Origin of the sequence: Streptomyces sp. MJM8645 (assembly GCF_001625365.1) — a bacterium.
In the GTDB taxonomy this organism is placed as follows: Bacteria; Actinomycetota; Actinomycetes; order Streptomycetales; family Streptomycetaceae; genus Kitasatospora.
The window spans coordinates 1,100,560-1,120,538 of sequence record NZ_LJJF01000001.1 but is presented as its reverse complement, the minus strand read 5'-3'; the positions used below and the strand labels follow the sequence as shown (position 1 = coordinate 1,120,538).

Below are 19,979 nucleotides of genomic sequence, written 5' to 3'. Positions count from 1 at the left end.
GGAGTACCGCCATGACGCAGCTGACCGCCCCGTCCGTCCCCTCCACCGTCCCCGCCCCCTCCACCGGCACCTCCACCGCCCGCCCCGACGCCCCGGCCGTCGACGCGCTCGGCGGCCCCTGGCCGGCCTCGGCGCGGCCCGGCCCCGGCGGCGACGTGCTGGTCGGCGGGGTGGGGCTGGCGGAGGCGGCCGAGCGCTTCGGCACCCCGCTGTACGTCCTGGACGAGGCCGAGGTGCGCAACCGCGCCCGGGCCTACCGGCGGGCGCTGCCGCACGCCGAGGTGCTGTACGCCGCCAAGGCGTTCCTGTGCAGCGCGATGGCCGACTGGGTGGCCGAGGAGGGCCTGGGTCTGGACGTCTGCTCCTCCGGCGAGCTGTGGCTGGCCGCCTCGGCCGGCTTCCCGGCGCAGCGGATCCTGCTGCACGGCAACGCCAAGTCCCCGGAGGAACTGCGGCTGGCCCGGCGGCTGCGGGTCGGGCGGATCGTGATCGACGGCCCGGCGGAGATCGCCCGGCTCGCCGCCCTAGTGGCCGCCGACACCCCGCAGCGGGTACTCGTCCGGGTCGTCCCGGGGATCGCCGCCGGGCACCACACGGCGGTTCAAACGGGGGTGGGCGGGCAGAAGTTCGGCTTTCCGATCGAGGGCGGCGACGCGGCCGACGCGATCGCCCGGGTGCTCGACCAGCCCGGGCTCGAATTGGCCGGCCTGCACTGCCACCTGGGCTCGCAGATCACCGAGGTCGAGCCCTACCTCCAGGCGGTGGACGCGCTGGTGCGGCTGCTCGCGGAGATCCGGAAGCAGCACGGCGTGGAACTGCCCGAACTGGACCTCGGCGGCGGCCACGGCATCCGCTACCTGCCGGGGGACGCCGAGTTCGACGTCGCCGACTTCGCCGTCCGGGTGACCGACCGGCTGGCGGTGCGCTGCGCCGAGGCGGGCCTGGAGGTGCCGCGGCTGATCGTCGAGCCCGGCCGCGCGCTGGCCGGCCCGGCCGCCGTCGCCGTGTACCGGGTGCTGTCGGTGAAGCACACCGCGGACGGCCACTGCTTCGCCGCCGTGGACGGCGGGATGAGCGACAACCCGCGCCCGGCGCTGTACGGATCGCCGTACAGCGTCCGCCTGGTGGGCCGCCGCTCGGAGGCGGGCGCGGCCCGGGTGGACGTGGTCGGCCGGCACTGCGAGGCCGGCGACGTGCTGGTACGCGACGCCGTACTCCCCGCCGACCTGCGCGCGGGGGACCTGCTGGCCGTCCCGGCGGCCGGGGCGTACCAGCTGTCGATGGCCTCCGGCTACAACCTGGTCGGCCGCCCGGCGGTGGCCGCCGTCAAGGACGGCCGGGCCCGGCTGCTGATCCGCCGGGAGACGGTCGAGGACTTCCGCCTCCGCGAGGTCGGCCGGTAGCCGAACGCCGTCGCGCGAGAAGTCGGGCCGGCCGACTTCTCGCGCAACTCTGGCGGTTAGAACGCCGTGTGGGTCAGCCAGTGGTCCAGCAAGGCGCGGTCGCCCGTCACCGTCACCCGGTCGTCCTGCGGCGGGAGGCGGCGGGAGACCACCAGCATGAGGTCCGCCACCGCGCCCGACACCACCACGTCGGCCTCGACCGGCCCGCGCTCCCACCGCAGCGCCTCGGGCGCCCTGGTGACCACCCAGCCCTCCCCGGACCTCGGCCGGAACCCGACCCGCTCGCCCCGGCCGCGCAGCCCGGCCGCCGCCGGCCTGACCGACTCGAAGGCCGGCGTGCACAGCAGGTCGAGGTTCTCGCTGATCACGTCGGCCGCGAGGTCGTCGGCGATCTCGAACGCGGTGCCCGTCGCCGACGCGGCGTCGTAGTGATGGACGCAGGTGTCGCTCAGCTGCCTGCGGAGCCAGAACGCCGCCGGCCGTGGCCCGAAGAACGTGGGCAACTCGGTGTCCGCGCCGGTCTCCTGGACCGCGCGGACCAGGTCCTCCGCGCCCTCGCGCAGCCACCGGGCCCACCCGTCCGGGGCGCCGGGGTCGGCCTGCCACGGGTCGGGGACGGGCAACTGCCCGCGCGTACGGACGAGTTCGGCCGCCCACCGGTGCTCCTGGCCGAGGTGCCCGACGAGGGTGCGCAGCGGCCACTGCGGGCAGGAGGGCACTGGGGTGTCCGGGTCCCTTCCGGCGACCGTGCGGGCGAACTGCCGGGTCTGCTCCCGCAGTCCCTCCATGAGCCGTGCGGTGTCCAGCGTCGACGTCATCGCCATCGCGATGCTCCTCTCTCGGGGTTACCTGGGTACGGTAGGAACTCCAGTCCGGTGGAGGTTCAAGTGCCTTTGCTCGATGAGACGTTGGGGATCGGCGAGCTGGCCCGGCTGACCGGCGTGCCGGTGCGCACCATCCGCTTCTACTGCGACGAGGGCATCGTCGACTCGGTGCGCAGCACGGGCGGGCACCGCAGGTTCGACCAGGTGGCCGTGGAGCGGCTCGGCCTGGTCCGACGGCTGCGCAGGCTCGGGCTCGGGCTGCCCTCGATCAGGCAGGTGCTCGCCGGCGAACGCTCCGTGGCCGAGGTCGTCGCCGCCGAGCGGGCCGCGCTCGACGTGCGGCTCGCGGACCTGGCCTGGCGGCGGGCCTCGCTGCGCGCGGTCGAGGAGGCCGGACCGGCCGACCGGGCCGCCAGGCTGGAGCTGCTGGCCGCCATGGAAGGCGGGGGAGCCGCCCGGGACGCGCTGATCGACTTCTGGAGACGCGCGATGGTCGCCCCGGTGTCGGAGGCGATGCTCACCGCGTTCGTGGCCATCGCCGTACCCGAGCCGCCCGCCGACCCGACCCCGCCGCAGGTGGTCGCGTTCGCCGAGCTGTTCGCCCTGGCCGGGGACCGGGAACTGAGCCGAGGCCTGCTGGCCAGGGCGCGGGCCGGCGCCGCACTGATCGCCGACGAGGACGAGCTGGTGAGCGGGATCGGCGAGGCGTGCGCGCTGGCCCAGCCCCTGGTACGGGCGGGTGAGCCGCCCCGGGTGGGCCCCGCACTCGACCGGTTCGTCGCGGCCCACGCCTCCGTCCGCGGCGACCGTGACACCCCGAAGTTCCGAGGCCGCCTGCTGGCTTACGTGGCTGTGGACCGGGACCCGCGGATGCGCCGCTACTGGCGGCTCGTGGCCGAGGCAGGTGGGGATCCGGTCACGGTCGGCCTGTCCTACCTGTGGCTGACCGACTCCCTCGAACGCTCCGCTGCGGGCCTTGGTGGTGCTGCCGGGGTGTGCTGATCGCCGCGCCAGGCCCGTCCGGGTGAACGCCAGCCCGGGTTGCTTCGTCCACGCACCTCGAAGGCGTCAAGCTGGCCGCGAAATCCGTACCCCCGAGGAAAGGCCGGTCGATGGCTCGCGCGCTGATCGTGGTGGATGTGCAGAAGGACTTCTGTGAGGGAGGGAGCGTCCCGGTCGGCGGGGGCGCCGACCGGGCCCGGGCGATCGCCGAGTTGGTCCAGGGCCCGGAGCGGGAGGGCTGGGCGCGGGTGGTCGCGACCCGGGACCACCACATCGACCCGGGCCCGCACTTCTCGGCGCAACCGGACTTCCGGGAGTCCTTCCCGGTGCACTGCGTGGTCGGCAGCGAGGGCGGCGAGTTCCACCCGTCCTTCGCGCCCGCCGTCGACGCGGGCGCGGTGGACGAGGTGTTCTTCAAGGGCGCGCACTCGGCGTCCAAGAGCGGGTTCGAGGGCTTCGCGGCGGACGGCACCCGGCTCGCCGACTGGCTGCGCGGCCAGGGCGTGGACGCGGTGGACGTGGTCGGGATCGCCACCGACCACTGCGTGAAGGCGACGGCGCTGGACGCCGTGAAGGCCGGGTTCGCGACCAGGGTGCTGCTGGACTACACGGCGGGCGTGGCCACCGAGACCACGGTCACCGCCCTCGGCGAACTCCGCCAGGCAGGCGTGGACCTGACGGGCACGCCGGTCGTGCTGGCGGGATGAGGTTTGCGCGAGAAGTCGGCCGGGCCGACTTCTCGCGCAAGTGTGATGTCGGTGCGGTGGGGGCGGTGGCGTTCGTCGGGCTGGATGCCCACCCGATCTACGTGCGGCGGGCGGCGCTTGAGTGACTGGTTGAGACCGTTTGTGTCGGTCCGTCAGCTGTGGTGTGTGAGATATGTGGTGCAAACGCGACCATTTGTGGCGGGTCGCTGTTAGGGTGCCCATCTGAACGCCAACTCTCCATGATGTGAGCAGTCTTGGAAGAGATGGCGTCGACTCCACGTCCGTAGCCGACACCCGAGGAAGCGCGTGAGACCCGAAGACGTCCCCCGGCTGTTCCAGGAGCTGGCCCGCGAGTTCGCGGACGTGACCGGCATGTCAGTGGCGGCGACCGGTTCGTTGGCCCGTGGCGACCACCGCACCGGGCCCACCGGTGACATCGTCTCCAACCTCGACCTGATCCACGTCGTGGCCGACGGGGCCGACGTGCCGGAGGTCCGGGCCGTGGTGGGGCGGACGATTCGGCGGATCTCCGACACCTTCCGGATCGAGACGACGTCCGTCATAGCCATGCTCCCGGCGTTCCGGCTGGCCGGGCACGCCCACTACCGGATCAGCATGCGGCCCGAGTGGTTCTGCGACGGCCTCGGGCTCGGGTCGGAGGCCTTCGACCGTTCCGGCCGCGACGAGGACGACCCGGGCGCGGCGCTGGCCTGGATGATGCAGCCCGTCCCCTACTACCTGGCCAAGGCGACCGTCCTGGACCCGACGACCAACCTCGCCAAGGCCCGCAGGGCGGCGATGCGGCTGGCCGACCGGTTCGACCTGGAGGACATGCGCGAGGGCCTCGACGACCTGCCGGGTTCGCTGCGCACCTTGATCGCCGAGCACGACATCACCCCGCTCGACTCGACCGCCCGCTACCTCGCGACCCCCACCCACCCCGCCATCGCGCAGCTCGTCCGCGACGCCGTCTTCGTCGAGGGCATGGGCCTGTCGTCCGCCGACTCGATGGTCATCATGCTGCCGTCCGCCCCGAACTGACCCGTACCGGAGAACACCGAATGCCCACCCGGCAGCACGTGGAGATCCTGCCCCCGCACCCGTTGCGGGCCGGCTACGACCGGGCCCTGGAACGAGGCTCGATAGCCGACGCGTTCCAACGGCGCCTGGAGCCCGCCAACTTCACCCCCGGCTACCTCGGCGCCCTGACCGAGCGGGTCGAACAGGCGCTGGGCCAGGACCGGGGGGACGAGACCATGCGGTGGCGCCTGGCCTTCCTCCTGCTCCAGAACAACGCCACCGCGGCCGCCGTCGAACGCGCCGAGGAACTGCTCGCCGGCGCCACCCTCCCGCAGGCCGTCCGCCTGGCCCGGCTGGTGGCCGGGATCCGCGGCCGGGCCGACCGGCCGCGTACCGGCCGCCGCGTCCGGCGGGTCAACTGGTCGATCAACAACCGCTGTCCGATGTCCTGCCAGGGCTGCTACAACCCGTTCGCGGCGGAGCAGATCGACCTCGACCAGGCCAGGCGGATCGTCGGGAAGCTGGCCGCGCACGGGACCACCGACCTGGTCCTGGCCGGCGGCGACCCGCTGCTGTGGCCGCCGGTCTTCGACGTGGTCGACGACGCCATCGCCAGCGGTCTCAAGGTCGGCCTCGACACCACCGGCTACACGCTCACCGCCGAGAAGCTCTCCCGGCTCCACGGCCTGTCCTCGCTGCGGCTGCCGCTGGACGCCGTCACGCCGGAGGTGCAACGCGCCTTCCGCCGGAGCCCGGACGACAGACTCCTCGACGCGCTGCTGGAGTCCCTCGCCCTGTGCGACGCCGAGGGCTTCGACCGGGTGCGGGTGCACACGGTGGCGAGTGCCGAGAACCTCCACCAACTGCCGGAGCTCGCCGCGGAGGTGCTGTCCCACCCGTCGGTCGCCCAGTGGGTGATCTTCCAGTGGTGGGGCCGGCGGGCCTCGCCGGCCACGGTGCGCAGGCTCGGCGTGGCGGTGGAGGACGTCCGCGCGGTCGTCGACGGGATCCGGCGTGACCACCCCGGCCGGGAGATCCACCTCGCGGAGAGCGGCGAGCGGGAGCTGCTGAACTGGATGATCCAGTCGAGCGGGCAGGTGGTCACCTTCGGGTCGGGCGCGGAGGAGGAGTTCATCCTGGGCAACCTCCTGACCGACGAGGTCGAGGAGATCCTGACCCATCCGATCCTGGACTTCGAGGCCATGGCGCGGGGGATCCCCGTCACCCCGGGAACCGTGTTCGGCGCTCCGGACGCCGCGCGGGGATAACAGAACGGTTTCGGAGCCCACCCTCCCCACGCCCAGGTCTTGACGGCGTGGGGAGGGTGGGCGTTTGCTGTGACCCGCCCGTTCGAACCTGTTTGGTTCTGGTCTGTTTTGTGTATTTGAACGTTCAAAACCCCCTCCTTCTTACCTCGCCACACCCTTCCTGCCTCAACCCTTCCTCGCCACCCCTCAGAGAGGAATGCAATGTCACACCTTTCCCGTCGTGATCTGCTCCGAGCCTCAGGAGCGGGCCTACTGGCCCTGACCGCCGGCGGCACGCTCGCAGCCTGCGGCGACTCCGGCTCCGGGGGCGCCTCGGGCGGGGACGCCGACAGCGGCAACATCACCGTCTGGTCCTGGGCCACGGCCGCCGAAGCCCTGCGCGGGATCGTCCCGGCCTTCGAGAAGGACAACCCGGGGATCAAGGTCGACGTCCAGGACATCGGCGAACCGGCCATCTGGGACAAGATCACCGTCGGCCTGGCGGCCGGCGGCCAAGGCCTCGGCGACGTGCTGCACATCGGCTGCGACTACCTGCCCGGGTACCTGGAGAAGTTCCCCGGCGGCCTGGCCGACCTCTCCGCGCTCGGCGCCGACGCGCACAAGGACAAGTTCGCCAAGGGCCTGTGGCCCGTCGTCAGCGGCAAGGACGGCCACGCCTACGCGCTGCCCTGGGAGGTCAACCCGCTCGGCTTCTTCTACCGCAAGGACTACTTCGACAAGGCGGGCATCGACCCCGAGTCCCTCGCCACCTGGGACGACCTGCTCGCCGTGGCCGACCGCTTCAAGGCCGCCAACCCCGGCGTCGCCCTGATCGGCATCAACAGGGCCGCCAACCCCACCCCCGACCTGGACTTCGTCCAGGGCCTGATGCAGCTCCAGGGCGCCTTCTACTTCGACCTCCAGGGCAAGATCACCGTCGGCTCGGAGCCGGCCGTGCGCGCCCTGACCATCGTCAAGCGGCTGGACGAGGCCGGGCTGATCGGCGACACCCCCGGCGTCCAGAGCTGGCCGCCCGTGATGAAGGCCGGCAAGCTCGGGGTGGCCGCGATGCCCGCCTGGGTCGCGCACTACCTGGAGAAGAAGATCCCCGACCAGAGCGGCAACTGGCGTCTCGCCAAGCCCCCGGCGGTCACCCCCGGCGGCAAGCGCACCGCCCTGGTCAACTCCACCCACCTGGCCGTCGCCGCCTCCAGCCCACGCCGCCGCGCCGCCTGGAAGTTCGTCGAGTACACGGTCACCCGCCCGGCCTCGGTGAACGCCATGTTCAACGCGGGCGGCGTCTTCCCGGCCCTCACCGAGGCCTACACCGACCCGCTGTACGCCGCGCCGAGCGCCTACTACGGCGGGCAGCCGGTGCTGAGGACCTTCGCCGACCTCGCCATCGAGGGCGGCTACCCCACCAACTACTCCGGTGACTACGCCCGCGCCCTCAAGCTCGTCAGCGACGCCCAGGTCAAGGTCCTCCTCAAGGGCGCCGACCCGGCCGCCGTCCTCCAGGACGCCGCCAAGCAGCTCGCCCAGCAGACCGGGCGCGGTATCGCATGAGTGCCGCCAGCCCGCCCGCCGCCCTCGCCAGGAGATCCGCAGCGCCGCGCCGGTCCCGCCGGCGTCGCGCCGCCGTACCGTACCTGCTGCTCGCCCCCGCCCTGCTGACCTTCGGCGTGTTCAAGGCCTACCCGGTCGTCGAGTCGCTGCTGCTGTCCTTCACCACCGGCTCCGGCGCCGCCACCCGCAACGCCGGCCTCGCCAACTACCGGCGCCTGCTGGACGACCCGCTGTTCTGGACGGCCCTGTCCAACACCGGCGAGATCCTCGTCATGCAGGTCCCGCTGATGCTCGGACTGGCCCTGCTGATGGCCGTCGGCATCAACTCCGCGCTGGTGCGCTGGCGCACGGTGTGGCGGCTCGGCGTCTTCATGCCCTCGGTCACCGGCCTGGTCGCCACCGGCGTGATCTTCGCCTACCTGCTCAAGACCGACGACGGCGCGGTCAATTGGGTGCTGAACGCCGTCGGCCTGCCCTCCGTCGACTGGATGGGCCAGCCCGTCTGGGCCCGGACGGCCGTCGTCGTGGTACTCACCTGGCACTACACCGGCTACAACGCCGTCATCTACCTCGCCGGACTCCAGTCCATTCCACGGGAGTTGTACGAGGCCGCGATGGTCGACGGCGCCGGACCGATCCGCCGCTTCACCTCCGTCACCGTCCCCGCGCTGCGCCCGGTGCTGCTGTTCACGGTCGTGCTCTCGACCATCGGCACGCTCCAGCTCTTCGACGAGCCGTACGTGCTGACCGGTGGCGGGCCGGACAACGCCACCCTGACCGTCTCCATGTACCTGTACCAGAACGGCTTCCGGTACTACGACTTCGGCTACGCCTCCGCCATCGCCTACGCGCTCACCCTGCTCGTGACGGTGCTCGGCGCCGTCCAGATGCGCCTGATGGGAGACCGCGACAAGTGACCTCCAAGAGTGAGACCTCCAAGCGCGAGACTCCGGAGCGCGAGACCTCCAAGAGTCAGGCCTCCGAGCGCGTGAACCCCCTCAAGAGGCTGCGCGGCTGGCCGCTGACCTTCCTCCTCGCCGGCATCACCGGGCTGTCGATCGCCCCCTTCTACTGGCTGGTGGTCGCCTCCACCCGCAAGGACACCGAGGTCTTCGACTGGCCGCCCAAGCTGCTGCCCGGCGGGAGCCTCGGCGAGAACCTGAGCCACCTGGAGCAGAAGATCGGCCTGCTCAGGGTGGTCGGGAACTCCCTGCTGGTGGCGGGGGTCCAGACGCTGGGCGCCCTCGTCGTGGCGCTGCTCGCGGGCTACGCCTTCGCCAAGTTCCGCTTCCGCGGCCGGACCCTGCTGTTCGCCCTGCTGTTCTCCACCCTCGTGGTGCCCGAACAGGTCACGCTGGTACCGCTGTTCAAGATGATGACGAACTTCGGCCTGCTGGACACCTACCAGGCGCTGATCCTGCCCGGCCTGTGCGTGCCCTTCGCGATCTTCCTGATGCGGCAGTCGCTGAGCAGCCTGCCGGACGAACTCCTGGACGCCGCCCGGGTCGACGGCGCGGGCGAGTTCCGGGTGCTGTTCAGCGTGGTGGTGCCGGTCATGAGGCCCGTGCTGGCCGCCCTCTCGATCTTCCTCTTCCTCGGCTCCTGGAACCAGTTCGTCTGGCCGCTGATCGCTCTGCGCAGCCCCGCGATGCACACCCTGCCCGTCGCCCTCGCGACCCTGCACGGCAACAAGAGCAACACCGACTACGGCGCGATCCTCTCCGGCACCGCGCTGTCCACCCTGCCGATGATGGTCCTCTTCCTGGTCCTCCAGCGGCAGTTCATCTCCGGCCTGCTGGCCGGCGCCACGAAGGGCTGAACATGACCGAGATCTGGGAACCGCACGCCCCCGCCGTCGCCGGCGGCCTGCGTCCGCTCTACGCCGACGGCCTGGACCTGCGGGTCAGCGGGAACGCGAGCGCCCGCGGGGTGGGCGACGGAATCGTCGAGGTGACCGCCGAGGGGGAGGGCGACGTCCGGATCGAGTGGCGGGTGCCGTGCGTGGACGCCACCGCGTTCTGGACGCCCGAGCCGCGCGGCACCGGCCGGCTGCCCGCCGCGTGGAGCGCCCCGCGCCGCACCGGACTGGCCAACGGCGCCCCGATCGCCGCCCTGATCGGCACCGGAGACCTCGCGATCTGCGCCTTCGCCGCCGAGCGCGCCGACGTCCTGGCCGGTGCCGGAGTGCTGGAGGAGACCGGCGAGTTCCGCTTCTGGGCCCAGGCCGCCGGCCGGCTGACCGTCCGCATCGACACCTCCCGCCGGCACTTCGCGCGCTGCCTGGCCGACCTCGCCGCCTGGTGGTGGGCCGGCCGTGCGGCCGACATCCCCGCCATCCCCGAGGCCGCCCGCCGCCCCGCCTACTCCACCTGGTACTCGATGCACCAGGACGTCTCGCCGAAGGCCGTCGAGACGCAGGCCGCGCTCGGCAAGGAGCTCGGCATGGACGTCATCATCGTCGACGACGGCTGGATGACCGCCGACCGCACCCGCGGCTACGCGCACTGCGGCGACTGGGAACCGGTCTCGCTGCCCGACACCGCCGCCCACGTCCAGCGCGTCCACGACCTCGGCGTGCAGTACATGCTCTGGTACGCGCTGCCGTTCATCGGCAAGGACAGCGCCGCCTTCGAGGCGATCGGCCGCTACGCGCTCGCCGACGCCGCCCACATGGGCGCGATCGTCGCCGACCCGCGCTACCCCGAGGTCCGCGCGTTCCTCGCCGGCCGGCTCGCCCGCGCCGTCGAGGAGTGGGGCATGGACGGGCTGAAGGTCGACTTCGTCGACTGGTTCGCCCGCGCCGACGCGCCGGAGGCCGGGCCCGAGGCCGACTGCGCCACCGTGGACGAGGGCGTCGAGCGGCTGCTCGCCACGATCCGCAGCCGGATCACCGCGGTCAAGCCGGGGGCGATGATCGAGCACCGCCAGCCGTACGTCAGCCCCGGCCTGTGGCCGTACGTCACCATGGTCCGCGCCACCGACTGCCCGCTCAGCCCGCAGGAGAACCGGCAGCGCACCATCGACGTGCGGCTCGCCGCCGGGCCCGTCCCGGTCCACGCCGACATGCTGATGTGGCACCCGGCCGAGCCGCCCGAGCAGATCGCCTGCCACCTGATCAACGTGCTGTTCTCGGTGCCGCAGGTCTCCGTCGACCTCGCCGCGCAGAGCCCCGGGCAGCGCGAGGCGATCGCCTTCTGGCTCGGCGTCTTCCGCGAGCACGTCGCCACCCTGCAGCTCGGCGAGCTGCGCCCGGCCCGGCCTGACCTCGGCTACCCGATGGTCACCGCCGTCGGCGGCGGCACCGTCGTGGTGGCCCGCTACGCCGCGCTGCCGGTGGACGTCTCCGGTGCGCACTGGCGCACCCTGCTGGTCGCCAACGCGGACGCCGACCCGGATGTCCGGCTCACCGGCGGCGGCGGGACGGCCGAGGCCACCGTGCAGGACGCCCGAGGGCGTATCGTCCGGCAGGGCGATGTCGAGCTCGACCGGGCGGGCGGCATCACCGTGCCGCGCGGTGGGCTGCTGACCCTGCGCCGCCCGTAGAGCCGAGCAGTAGAACCGAGCACCCGTCAGACCCGAGCAGCCGTCCTGGAGCCTCCGATGCCCGAGGGAACACCCCGACCGCGCCGCGGCGCCACCACCATCGAGGAGGTGGCCCGCGCGGCCGGGGTGTCCCGGCAGACCGTCTCCAACGCGCTCAACGCCCCCCAGCGGGTCCGCCCGGACACGCTGGCCCGGGTGACCGCGGCGATCCGCGAACTCGGCTACCAGCCCGACCAGTCGGCGCGCTCGCTGCGCAGCGGCGCCCGGCGCACTCTCGGCTACCTCGCCCCGGTGGACGACCCGTTCGACCCCAACCCGCTGATGGCCGGCTTCCTGGAGGCGCTGGTCGACGCGGCGGGGGCGCAGGGGCAGCGGGTGCTGCTCTTCCGTCCGGGGCACGGTCGGGCTGGGGGCGCGGTTCAGGGCTTGGCGCAGGACGCGGCCCAGGACGCGGTTCAGGGCGGGGCTCAGGACGCGGCCGGCCCGCTGGCGGCCATCGACGAACTGGTGGCCGCCCGGCAGGTCGACGGGCTGGTGCTGGCGGACGTGCTGGGCGACGACCCCCGGATCGGGCACGTCGTCCGGGCCGGCCTCCCGTTCGTCACCTTCGGACGGACCGGCCCGGGGCAGCCCCAGCACTGGGTCGACATCGCCAACGACACGGCGATGGCCGTGGTGGTGCGGCACCTGGCGGCGCTCGGCCACCGCCGGATCGGGTACGTCGGCCGCGCCGAGGACCTGCCGTGGATGGCCGCCCGGCGGGCGGGCTTCCTCGCCGAGGCGGCCCGGCTGGGCCTGTCCGCGGTGACAGCGGCGCGGCCGGACGTCGCGGCCGTGCGGGAACTGCTGCGCGGGCCCGAGCGGCCGACCGCCTTCGCGGCGGGCAGCGACCTGCTGGCGCTGGACGTCTACGAGGCGGTCCGGGCGGAGGGATTGGCGGTCGGGCCGGCGGGGGTGGCGGTCACCGGCTTCCACGACACGCCGCTCTGCCGCCACCTGCACCCGGCGCTGACCTCGGTGCGGCTCCCGCTGCGGACGATCGCCGCCGCCCTGGTGGAGCGGCTGCTCGGCCAGGTGCGCGGGGAGGCGCCGCCAGCGGGCGGGCTGGAGCTGGCCGCCGAGCTGGTGGTGCGGGCGAGTTCCCAGACGGGTCCTTAGGGGGCCCGTCAGGCCTGGTGCCCTTGCTCCCCGGTCGGCGCGACGATCAGCTCGCCGACCAACTGGGCTGCCGCCGCCCGGTGTTCGGCCGCCAGTGCGTCGTCGGTGACCAGCACGTCCAGTTGCTCCAGTGCGGCGAAGGAGGCCAGGCCGACCGCGTTCCACTTGGTGTGGTCGGCCACCACGACGACCCGGCGGGCGGACTGCAGGAAGGTCCGGTTGGTCTCCGCCTCGGCCAGGTTCGGGGTGGTCAGCCCGGTCTCGGCCGAGAGGCCGTGGCAGCCCATGACCAGCACGTTGACGTGCAGCGAGCGGATCGCCTGGTCGGCCACCGGCCCGACCAGCGCGTCGGAGGGCGTACGGACGCCGCCGGTGCGGATCACCGTCGCGGTGGCGGGGGTGCCGTCCTCGTCGGGTTCCTCCAGCAGCTCCGCGATCCGCAGCGAGTTGGTGACCACGGTGAGGCCCTCGACGGCGCGCAGCTGCCGGGCGACCGCGAAGGTGGTCGTCCCGGCGGCCAGTCCGACCGCCGAGCCGGGCGGCACCAGGGCGGCGGCGGCCCGGGCGATGGCCTCCTTGGCGGGCAGCTGCCAGTTGGCCTTGGTCTCGAACCCGGGCTCGCCGCTGGCCGCCGCCTCCGTCCGCACCGCCCCGCCGTGCACCTTGTGCACCAGCCCGCGGCGGGCCAGCGCGTCCAGGTCGCGGCGGATGGTCATGTCGGACACCCCGAGGTCCCGGACCAGTTCGGTCACCCGGACGCCGCCGCGCGCGCGGACCCGCTCCAGGATCAGCACGCGGCGCTGTCCGGCGAGCGGTTGGGCGCTGTCAGCCATCGGGGGTGCTCCTCGGGTCGGTGTGGTCCGCTTGACCGTTCGGCCATTCGTGCAGCCGGCCGTTCGACTGGCCGTCCGGCGGGCCACGGTCACCGCCATCATGGCAGGCGCGGACCCCTTCCGGACAGCCAGACCTGATGGATAATGTTGGATATTGTTGTTTCGTGTCGGATAGAGGGAAGAAGGCCATGGCCGGGACCCTGACCCAGCCCACCGCCAAGACCGTGACCACACTCGCGGACGGGCGACAGCTGATCTACTACGACAGCGGCGAGGCCGTCCCCCGGGACGCCGTCGACCTGCGTCCGCTCGACCCGCCCGCCCACGGCTCCGAGGTCAGGCTCGACCCGGCCACCGGAGCCTGGGTCACCGTCGCCGCGCACCGCCAGGCCCGCACCTACCAGCCCCCCGCCGAGGAGTGCCCGCTCTGCCCCTCCCGGGACGGCCGGCACAGCGAGATCCCCGCCGACGACTACCAGGTGGCCGTCTTCGAGAACCGCTTCCCCTCGCTGGCCGGCCCCCCGGCGGCGCTGGAAGGCGCCGACGGACTACGGGTCAGCGGCCCCGGCGCCGGGCGCTGCGAGGTGGTCTGCTTCACCGCCGACCACGACGCCTCCTTCGCCGACCTCGACGAACGGCGGGCCCGCCTCGTCCTCGACGCCTGGACCGACCGCACCGCCGAACTCGCCGCCCTCCCCGGCATCCGGCAGGTCTACTGCTTCGAGAACCGGGGCGCCGAGATCGGCGTCACCCTCGCCCACCCGCACGGCCAGATCTACGCCTTCCCCTTCACCACCCCGCGCACCGCCCGGATGACCGAGCGCGCGGCCGAACACCGCGCCGCCACCGGCCGCAGCCTCTTCGACGACCTGCTCGCCGCCGAACGCGCCGACGGCGCCCGGGTGGTGCTCGCCGGAGAGCACTGGACGGCCTTCGTCCCCTTCGCCGCCCGCTGGCCGTACGAGGTGCACCTCTACCCGCACCGCCGGGTCGCCGACCTGACCGGCCTGGACGAGCCGCAGCGCGCCGAATTCCCGCGCCTCTACCTGGAGTTGCTGCGCCGCTTCGACCGCCTCTTCGGCGCCGGCCGCACCCCGTACATCTCCGCCTGGCACCAGGCGCCCGCCGGCCAGGAGGACGAACTCGCCCTCCACCTGGAGCTGTTCACCATCCGGCGCGCCGCCGACAAGCTCAAGTTCCTGGCCGGGGTGGAATCCGGCATGGACGCCTTCGTCAACGACATCACCCCCGAGGACGCGGCCCGCCGGCTGCGGGAGGTCGCCCCGTGAACACGCCCGTGAACGCCACTGCGAACATCTCCGCGGACACCTTCGAAGAGCTCCACGGCCACGCCCCCGAGGGGGAGTGGGCCGCCCCCGGCCGGGTCAACCTGATCGGCGAACACACCGACTACAACCTCGGGTTCGTGCTGCCGATCGCCCTCCCGCAGGCCGTCCGCGCCCAGGCCCGGCGCCGCGACGACGGCCGGCTGCGGCTCTGGTCCGCCCAGGGCGACGGGGTGGTCGCCGACCTGGCCGTCGCGGACCTGGCCCCGGGCTCGGTGCCCGGCTGGGCGGCCTTCCCGGCCGCCGTGGTGTGGGCGCTGCGCGAGGCCGGGCACGCCGTCGGCGGCGCCGAGTTCCGGCTGGAGAGCGACGTGCCCGGTGGTGCCGGGCTGTCCTCCTCGGCCGCCCTGGAATGCGTCGTCGCGATCGCGTACAACGACCTGTACGGGCTGGGGCTGTCCGCGCCCGAACTCGCCCTGATCGCCCAGCGGGCCGAGAACGACTTCGTCGGCGTCCCCTGCGGGATCATGGACCAGATGGCCTCGATGTGCTGCCACCCGGGCGCCGCCCTGCACCTCGACAGCCGGGACCTGGCGATGCGACAGGTCCCGCTGGACCTCGCCGGCGCCGGCCTCGCCCTGCTGGTCCTCGACACCCGGGTCAAGCACGACCTCGGCGACGGCGCCTACGCCGCCCTGCGGGCCGGCTGCGAGCGGGCGGCCGCGCTGCTCGGACTGCCCGCGCTGCGCGAGCTGACGCCCGCCGGCCTGCCGGCCGCCCTGCCCCGACTCCCTGAGGAGCTGCGGCCGTTGGTGCGCCACGTGGTCACCGAGAACGAGCGCGTCACGGCCGCCGTCGCCCACCTGGACGCCGGTCGGCCCGCCGCGCTCGGCCCGATCCTCACCGCCGGCCACGCCTCGCTGCGCGACGACTACCGGGTCTCCTGCCCCGAGACGGACCTCGCCGTCGAGGCCGCCCTCGCCGCCGGCGCCCACGGCGCGCGGATGACCGGCGGCGGCTTCGGCGGCTCGGTGATCGCCCTCGTCGACGCACCGGCCGCCGACACCGTTGCCGCCGCCGTCACCACTGCGTTCCGCGCGGCCGGCTACGCGGCCCCGCGCACCCTCACCGCCGTCCCGGCCGAGGGGGCCCGCCGCACGGGCTGACCGGGCCCGTCGGGGTCGGCGCGGGTCACGGCTTCCCGGGAGCACGCCTTCCCGGGGTCACGCCTTGTGGTCCGCCGGGCGCTCCGGAGAAGCCTCCGCGAGCGCCTGGGTGACGGCCTCCACCCCGGCGCGCAGCCCGTACACCGGCGTGCCCGGCTGCTGCCGCCAGGACTCGTCGATCCCGCCCGCGTCCACCGTGTCGAAGCCCAGCTCGTCGATCAGCGCCCGCACCACGCGCTTGGCCGCCTCGTCGTCCGCCGCCACCGGCACGGCGATCCGCTCGGGATCGCCCTCCGGCCGCGGCCGCTCCAGCAGGTCCTGCGCGTAGGTGCCGTTGAACGCCTTCACCACGGGGTGGCCGAGGTGCCGCTCCGTCCACCGGCTCTCGGTCAGGCCGTCGTCCTCGATCTCGTCGATCCGGCCGTCGCGCTGCTGCGGGTAGTAGTTGCCGGTGTCGATCACCGCCGCGCCCGCGGCCGCGCCGTCCAGCAGCCCGGCCGGCAGGTCCGGCACGTTCTTCAGCGGCACCGTCACCACCACGACCTGTGCCCCGCGCGCCGCCTCGGTGGCCGGCACGGCCGTCGCGCCCGTCTCCTCGGCCAGGGCGGCCAGCGACTGCGGACCGCGCGAGTTGGCCACCGAGACGTCGTGCCCGAGCGCCGTCAGCCGTCGGGTCAGGTTGCCGCCGATGTTGCCCGCACCGATGATGCCGATCTTCATGTCAGACCCCTGTTCGCGAGTGTCACACGCTTGTCGTCCTGCCCCAACCACCCGGTGGCGCCGTCGATTCCCGGTGCAGGGTGGTTCTTCCGGACCCAGGGTCGGGCCGGGCCTGGTCCTGGCTCCACGGCCGTCGGGAGAGTGGGTGCCACGACCGACAACGCCATGACCCGGGATCCCGTCGACCCCCGGGACTCCGTCGACCCCCGGGACTCCGTCGACCCCCGGGAATCGCCGACCGCACCGTCCTGATCACCGGCGGCACCAGCGGCATGGGCCTCGCCACCGCCCGCCGCCTCCTCGCCGCCGGTGACCGGCTGCCCGCCGTCCAGGCCGTCGCGGGCTGACGTCCCCCTTGATCCCCGGCTGGTCCCCGGCCGCGTGCGGTGCCGGCGGTGCCTGGTCCTGGCAGGGCCAGGCACCGCCGCCCGCCTCTGGGTGAGAATCATCCCTATGAACGCGACCAGTGCCCTGAGCGAGTTCCTCCGCACCCGCCGCGCCCAGCTGCGGCCCGAGGACGTCGACCTGCCCGACTACGGCGGCCGCCGCCGGGTCGCCGGGCTCCGCCGCGAGGAGCTCGCCCACCTCGCCGGGGTCAGCGTCGACTACTACACCCGCCTCGAACAGGGCCGCGTCGGCAACCCCTCCGAAGCCGTCCTCGACGCCGTCGCCCGCGCCCTGCAACTCGCCCCCGACGAGTCCGGCCACCTCCACCGCCTCGCCCGCCCCACCCGCCGTGCGCCCCGCCGCCGCACCGCCCCGCAGCAGCCCCGCCCCTCCCTGCTGCGGCTGCTCGACCAGCTCGACCACGTCCCGGCCCTGGTGATGGGCCACCGGATGGACGTCCTGGCCTGGAACCGCGCGGCCGTCGCGCTGTTCGGCGACTACGGCGCCCTGCCGGTCGAGGACCGCAACATCGCCCGCTGCACCTTCCTCGACCCCGCCTCGCGCGAGCTCTACGGCGACTGGACGGCCTGCGCCCGCGAGAACGTCGCCTTCCTCCACCTGGAGGCGGGCCGCCGCCCCCACGACCCCCTCCTCGCCGAGCTCGTCGGCCAACTCTGCGTCCACAGCGAGGAGTTCCGTCACCTCTGGGCCGAACACCCGGTCGCCGACAAGACCTCCGGCCGCAAGCTCTTCCACCACCCCATCGCCGGCCCCCTCGACCTCGCCTACGACACCCTCCGCCCCGCCGACGACCCCGACCAGGCCCTCGTCACCTACACCGCCGACCCGCACACCCCGTCGGACGACGCCCTGCGCCTCCTGCTCTCCTGGGCGGCGAGCCGCTGAGCGGCCTGCTCCGATGGCCGTCTGCCTGAAGGGCGCGAGAAATAAGACCGGTCGTAGGCCCTCGCGGGGGTCGAGGGCCTACGACCGGGGTTCAGGGGTGACAGGACCTAGTCGAGGTCGTCGCCGAAGTCGGGGCGGACGCCCTTGGCGAACTGGATCTCGTCGTTGCTGGTGCCGGCCGCGACCATCGGCCAGACCATGGCGTCCTGGTGGACGATGAAGTCGATGACGACCGGGCGGTCGTTGATCTCCATGGCCTGCTTGATGACGGCGTCCAGGTCCTCGGGGCGCTCGCAGCGCAGGCCGACGCAGCCCATCGCCTCGGACAGCAGGACGAAGTCGGGGATCCGGGTGCCCTGGGCCGGCGGCGCGATGCCGTCGTGGTCGGGGCCGGCGTGCAGCACGGTGTTGGAGTAGCGCTGGTTGTAGAACAGCGTCTGCCACTGGCGGACCATGCCGAGCGAGCCGTTGTTGATGACCGCGACCTTGATCGGGATGTCGTTCAGGGCGCAGGTGGCCAGTTCCTGGTTGGTCATCTGGAAGCAGCCGTCGCCGTCGATCGCCCAGACCGCGGTGTCGGGCCGGCCGGCCTTGGCGCCCATCGCGGCGGGGACGGCGTAGCCCATGGTGCCCGCGCCGCCCGAGTTGAGCCAGGTGCCCGGCTTCTCGAAGCGGATGAACTGCGAGCTCCACATCTGGTGCTGGCCGACGCCTGCGGCGTAGATCGCTTCGGGGCCGACCAGCCGGCCGATCCGCTCGATGACCTGCTGCGGGGAGAGCCGGCCGCCCGGGGCGGGCTCGTAGCCCAGCGGGTAGGTCTTCTTCCACTCGTCGAGCTTCTCCCACCACTGCGAGTAGTCGCCCTTGTGGCCGGCGTCGAACTCGGCCTGGACGGCGACGATCAGATCGGCCAGCACCTCGCGGGCGTCGCCGACGATCGGCACGTCGGCGGGGCGGTTCTTGCCGATCTCGGCCGGGTCGATGTCCGCGTGGACGACCTTGGCGTGCGGGGCGAAGCCGTCCAGCTTGCCGGTGACGCGGTCGTCGAAGCGGGCGCCGAGGGTGAACAGCAGGTCGGCCTTCTGCAGCGCGGTGACGGCCGGGACGGAGCCGTGCATGCCGGGCATGCCCAGGTGCTGCGGGTGGCTGTCGGGGAAGGCGCCGAGGGCCATCAGGGTGGTGACCACGGGGGCGCCGGTCAGCTCGGCGAGGATCCGCAGCTCGGCGGTGGCCTGCGCCTTGATCACGCCGCCGCCGACGTACAGCACCGGGCGCTTGGCGCCCACCAGCATCTTCGCGGCCTCGCGGATCTGCTTGGCGTGCGGCTTGGTGACCGGGCGGTAGCCGGGCAGCGTGGGCTCGATCTGCCGATGCCTTGTCAGGCCTTGGAGGGCGTCCTTGGTGATGTCGACGAGGACGGGGCCGGGGCGGCCGGTGGCGGCGATGTGGAAGGCCTCGGCGATCACCCGGGGGATTTCGTCGGGGTCGGTGACCAGGTAGTTGTGCTTGGTGATCGGCATGGTGATGCCGCAGATGTCCGCCTCCTGGAAGGCGTCCCTTCCGATCAGGGTCGAGGGGACCTGGCCGGTGATCGCGACGATCGGCACGGAGTCCATGTAGGCGTCGGCGATCGGGGTCACCAGGTTGGTCGCGCCCGGGCCGGAGGTGGCCATGCAGACCCCGACCCGGCCGGTGGCCTGGGCGTATCCGGTGGCGGCGTGGCCGGCGCCCTGCTCGTGGCGGACCAGGATGTGGCGCACCTTGGCCGAGTCCATCAGCGGGTCGTACGCGGGAAGGATGGCCCCGCCCGGGATGCCGAAGACGGTGTCCACTCCGACCTCTTCGAGTGCACGGATCAATGCCTGGGCGCCGGTCGTCCCGGACTCCGCGGGCGTGGTCCGTGCGTCGGGGGTGACCGGCGCGGGGGTCGATTCGGTGGTCTCGGCGCTGTGGGTGGTCACGGGGGACTCGCTCAACTGGGTCATCTGGCAATCTCTCGGTTTCGTCGACGTGGTGGTCCCGCGGGGAGTGCGGGGTGGTGTCCGTGGCCGGGGCCGCTGCGGTGCGCGGCGCCGTTGGGCGGTCAGGGACGTGTCGGGGAAACCGGGGCAGCAGGGTCTGTCTCCGCGCCGGTCGTCGGTCGTCGCGTGCTGAGGGGTGTTTCAGCGCTCGGTGCGACGCCGCACCGTCAGGAAGCGGTGGCCGGAAGTG

The 19,979-nt window shown here is 73.3% G+C and carries 17 protein-coding genes; 13 read left to right on the top strand and 4 right to left on the bottom strand.

Annotated elements, in window-relative coordinates:
- Window positions 1-11 precede the first annotated feature (11 nt).
- On the top strand, window positions 12-1,403 hold the full coding sequence (gene lysA / locus A6F73_RS04455) for a diaminopimelate decarboxylase (protein ID WP_079135423.1): 1,392 nt from the start codon (window positions 12-14) through the stop codon (window positions 1,401-1,403).
- 56 nt (window positions 1,404-1,459) lie between these two features.
- Here lysA and A6F73_RS04450 read toward each other — a convergent pair whose 3' ends face one another.
- A complete protein-coding gene (locus A6F73_RS04450) occupies window positions 1,460-2,227 on the bottom strand; it encodes a maleylpyruvate isomerase family mycothiol-dependent enzyme (RefSeq protein WP_244293286.1) in 768 nt (255 codons plus the stop codon).
- Window positions 2,228-2,290: 63 nt separating this feature from the next.
- Between A6F73_RS04450 and A6F73_RS04445 the strand changes: the two genes are divergently transcribed.
- From A6F73_RS04445 to A6F73_RS04405, 9 genes are all read left to right on the top strand, one after another.
- Window positions 2,291-3,229 carry a MerR family transcriptional regulator gene (locus A6F73_RS04445; protein WP_079135422.1) on the top strand — a complete coding sequence of 313 codons (939 nt, stop codon included), beginning with the start codon at window positions 2,291-2,293 and terminating at the stop codon, window positions 3,227-3,229.
- A 110-nt stretch (window positions 3,230-3,339) separates the two neighbouring features.
- Window positions 3,340-3,936 (top strand): isochorismatase family protein, encoded by a 597-nt coding sequence (locus A6F73_RS04440; protein WP_063346557.1) that lies wholly within the window; start codon window positions 3,340-3,342, stop codon window positions 3,934-3,936.
- Window positions 3,937-4,242: 306 nt separating this feature from the next.
- Window positions 4,243-4,977, top strand: coding sequence for a hypothetical protein (locus A6F73_RS04435; RefSeq protein ID WP_063346556.1), 735 nt, complete (start codon window positions 4,243-4,245; stop codon window positions 4,975-4,977).
- Window positions 4,978-4,997: 20 nt separating this feature from the next.
- On the top strand, window positions 4,998-6,224 hold the full coding sequence (locus A6F73_RS04430) for a radical SAM protein (RefSeq protein WP_063346555.1): 1,227 nt from the start codon (window positions 4,998-5,000) through the stop codon (window positions 6,222-6,224).
- Window positions 6,225-6,425: 201 nt separating this feature from the next.
- On the top strand, window positions 6,426-7,769 hold the full coding sequence (locus tag A6F73_RS04425; RefSeq protein ID WP_063346554.1) for an extracellular solute-binding protein: 1,344 nt from the start codon (window positions 6,426-6,428) through the stop codon (window positions 7,767-7,769).
- Complete coding sequence (locus tag A6F73_RS04420; protein WP_063346553.1) at window positions 7,766-8,686, top strand: sugar ABC transporter permease; 921 nt, start codon at window positions 7,766-7,768, stop codon at window positions 8,684-8,686. The genes A6F73_RS04425 and A6F73_RS04420 overlap by 4 nt, the downstream gene beginning before the upstream one ends.
- The gene (locus A6F73_RS04415) at window positions 8,683-9,588 is read left to right on the top strand and encodes a carbohydrate ABC transporter permease (RefSeq protein ID WP_244293285.1); all 906 of its coding nucleotides are present in this window, start codon (window positions 8,683-8,685) and stop codon (window positions 9,586-9,588) included. Before A6F73_RS04420 ends, A6F73_RS04415 begins: the two co-directional genes overlap by 4 nt.
- 2 nt (window positions 9,589-9,590) lie before the next feature.
- The gene (locus A6F73_RS04410) at window positions 9,591-11,312 is read left to right on the top strand and encodes a glycoside hydrolase family 36 protein (RefSeq protein WP_063346552.1); all 1,722 of its coding nucleotides are present in this window, start codon (window positions 9,591-9,593) and stop codon (window positions 11,310-11,312) included.
- Window positions 11,313-11,369: 57 nt separating this feature from the next.
- A complete protein-coding gene (locus tag A6F73_RS04405; protein ID WP_063346551.1) occupies window positions 11,370-12,470 on the top strand; it encodes a LacI family DNA-binding transcriptional regulator in 1,101 nt (366 codons plus the stop codon).
- Window positions 12,471-12,478: 8 nt separating this feature from the next.
- Here A6F73_RS04405 and A6F73_RS04400 read toward each other — a convergent pair whose 3' ends face one another.
- The gene (locus A6F73_RS04400; protein WP_063346550.1) at window positions 12,479-13,303 is read right to left on the bottom strand and encodes a DeoR/GlpR family DNA-binding transcription regulator; all 825 of its coding nucleotides are present in this window, start codon (window positions 13,301-13,303) and stop codon (window positions 12,479-12,481) included.
- A gap of 188 nt (window positions 13,304-13,491) precedes the next feature.
- Here A6F73_RS04400 and galT point away from each other — a divergent pair, with 188 nt between their 5' ends.
- Together galT and galK are read left to right on the top strand one after the other, a co-directional pair.
- Complete coding sequence (galT, locus tag A6F73_RS04395; RefSeq protein WP_063346549.1) at window positions 13,492-14,592, top strand: galactose-1-phosphate uridylyltransferase; 1,101 nt, start codon at window positions 13,492-13,494, stop codon at window positions 14,590-14,592.
- A complete protein-coding gene (gene galK, locus A6F73_RS04390) occupies window positions 14,589-15,755 on the top strand; it encodes a galactokinase (RefSeq protein WP_244293284.1) in 1,167 nt (388 codons plus the stop codon). The genes galT and galK overlap by 4 nt, the downstream gene beginning before the upstream one ends.
- 57 nt (window positions 15,756-15,812) lie before the next feature.
- Here the strand turns inward: galK and A6F73_RS04385 are convergent, their stop codons facing one another.
- Window positions 15,813-16,526, bottom strand: coding sequence for an NAD(P)-binding domain-containing protein (locus A6F73_RS04385; protein WP_279634876.1), 714 nt, complete (start codon window positions 16,524-16,526; stop codon window positions 15,813-15,815).
- A 402-nt stretch (window positions 16,527-16,928) separates the two neighbouring features.
- On the opposite strand from A6F73_RS04385, the gene A6F73_RS04380 reads away from it, so the two are divergent.
- Window positions 16,929-17,768: a helix-turn-helix transcriptional regulator gene (locus A6F73_RS04380; protein WP_063346547.1), complete on the top strand. Its 840-nt coding sequence runs from the start codon at window positions 16,929-16,931 to the stop codon at window positions 17,766-17,768.
- A gap of 107 nt (window positions 17,769-17,875) precedes the next feature.
- Here the strand turns inward: A6F73_RS04380 and A6F73_RS04375 are convergent, their stop codons facing one another.
- On the bottom strand, window positions 17,876-19,753 hold the full coding sequence (locus tag A6F73_RS04375; protein ID WP_063346546.1) for an acetolactate synthase large subunit: 1,878 nt from the start codon (window positions 19,751-19,753) through the stop codon (window positions 17,876-17,878).
- Window positions 19,754-19,979: the final 226 nt, after the last annotated feature.